The 2,059-nt window shown below is 63.1% G+C and carries 1 protein-coding gene and 1 pseudogene; both read right to left on the bottom strand.

What is annotated here, in order from left to right; genetic code table 11:
- Positions 1-10: 10 nt before the first annotated feature.
- Positions 11-904 carry a F0F1 ATP synthase subunit gamma gene (locus LQV45_RS27990; protein ID WP_028276063.1) on the bottom strand — a complete coding sequence of 298 codons (894 nt, stop codon included), beginning with the start codon at positions 902-904 and terminating at the stop codon, positions 11-13.
- A gap of 76 nt (positions 905-980) precedes the next feature.
- Positions 981-2,059 (bottom strand): annotated as a pseudogene (gene atpA, locus LQV45_RS27985) (F0F1 ATP synthase subunit alpha); the annotation flags it as partial.

The following is a 2,059-nucleotide window of genomic DNA, read 5'->3' as shown; positions in this document are numbered from 1 at the left end:
CTCGTGCTGGCTAGGACGCGGACAACGCGTCGGCACCGGCAACGATTTCGGAAAGCTCCTGCGTAATTTCAGCCTGACGGGCAGTGTTGCGCAGACGCGTGTACTTCTTGATGAGATCCGTCGCGTTGTCGCCGGCGGACTTCATCGCACGCTGGCGGGCTGCGAGCTCGGAAGCTGCTGCCTGCAACATGGCGGCGAAGATACGTGATTCGATGTAGCGCGGCAGCAGGGCATCGAGAACCTGCTCCGTTTCCGGCTCGAATTCGTAGAGGGGCAGCAGGTCCGATTCGGACGCGGCTTTCTCTTCGACAACCTCGAGCGGCAGCAGACGGACGACCGTCGGCTCCTGGGTCACCATCGACTTGAAGCGGGTGTAGACGACGTGGATTTCGTCGACGCCGCCCTCTTCGTAGGCGTTAGCGAATTCGGCCAGCAGTGCTTCACTGACTTCGCGCGCGGTCGCAAACTCCGGTGCATCCGTGTTGCCGGTCCATACGCGAGCGTATTCACGGTTCCGGAAGTCGAAGTACGCCTGCGCCTTGCGGCCGACCAGGAACGTCTTGACTTCCTTGCCTTCCCCGTGGAGCAGCTCGTTGAGGCCTTCGGCCTGCTTGAGGACACTCGCCGAGTAAGATCCCGCGAGGCCACGGTCCGAGGTGATGACCAGGACGGCGGCCCGGCGGATCTGCGCCGGCTCGGTGACCAGGGGGTGGTCGATTTCGCTCTGGCTTGCGACAGCAGAAACGGCACGCGTGATCGCGTTCGCGTAAGGCAGTGAAGCTGCTACGCGTGCGCGGGCCTTGCCGATGCGCGAGGTAGCGATCAGTTCCATCGCCTTGAAGATCTTGCGCATCGACGTCGTCGAGCTGATCTTCTGGCGGTAGACCCGGATCTGGGCTCCCATACTTATCCTTTCCTAAGATCCCGATGGCCGGGACTGCCGGAACCCGTGCGGGTCCCGGCAGTCCCTGCCAGCGAAACTAGCGCTTCTGCTTGACGATTTTTTCCTGGTCGACCTGATCCTCGCCGATGGGGGCGTGCTCCTCGTGCCCCGCACCGACCAGGAGGTTGTCTCCCTCGCCGAAGAAGCCCTTCTTGAAGTCCACGATTGCGGTCTTCAGTGCTTCAGCGGTGTCATCGTCCATGACGTTGGTCTGGGCCAGCGTCGTCAGGATGGAGGACTTGTGCTTGAGGTGCTCCAGGAACTCGGTCTCGAAGCGGTTGATGTCTTCAACCGGAACCTCGTCCAGGTGGCCGTTGGTGCCGGCCCAGATGGAGACGACCTGGTTCTCGACCGGGAACGGCGAGTACTGGCCCTGCTTGAGCAGCTCCATCAGGCGTGCACCGCGGGTCAGCTGCTGGCGCGATGCGGCGTCCAGGTCCGAGGCAAACATGGCGAAGGCCTGCATGTCGCGGTACTGGGCCAGTTCCAGCTTCAAGGTACCGGAGACCTTCTTCATGGACTTGACCTGGGCGGCGCCACCAACACGGGAGACGGACACACCGACGTCGACAGCGGGGCGCTGGTTGGCGTTGAAGAGGTCCGACTGCAGGAAGATCTGGCCATCGGTGATGGAGATCACGTTGGTCGGGATGTAGGCGGAAACGTCGTTTGCCTTGGTCTCGATCAGCGGCAGACCGGTCATCGAGCCTGCACCGAGCTCGTCGGAGAGCTTGGCACAACGCTCCAGCAGACGGGAGTGCAAGTAGAAGACGTCGCCCGGGTAGGCTTCGCGTCCCGGCGGGCGGCGGAGCAGCAGTGACACTGCACGGTAGGCCTCGGCCTGCTTGGACAGGTCATCGAACACGATGAGGACGTGCTTGCCGCCGTACATCCAGTGCTGGCCGATGGCCGAGCCGGCGTACGGTGCCAGGTACTTGAAGCCTGCGGGTCGGACGCCGGGGAAGCCACGATCGTGGTGTATTCCAGGGCGCCGTTGTCCTCGAGGGTCTGGCGGACGGCTGCGATCGTGGATGCCTTCTGGCCGATCGCCACGTAGATGCAGCGCACCTGCTTCGTCACGTCGCCGGAAGCCCAGTTGGCCTTCTGGTTGATGAT

This window comes from Microbacterium sp. Bi128 (genome assembly GCF_918698205.1).
This window is presented reverse-complemented; position numbering and strand designations above follow the sequence as displayed.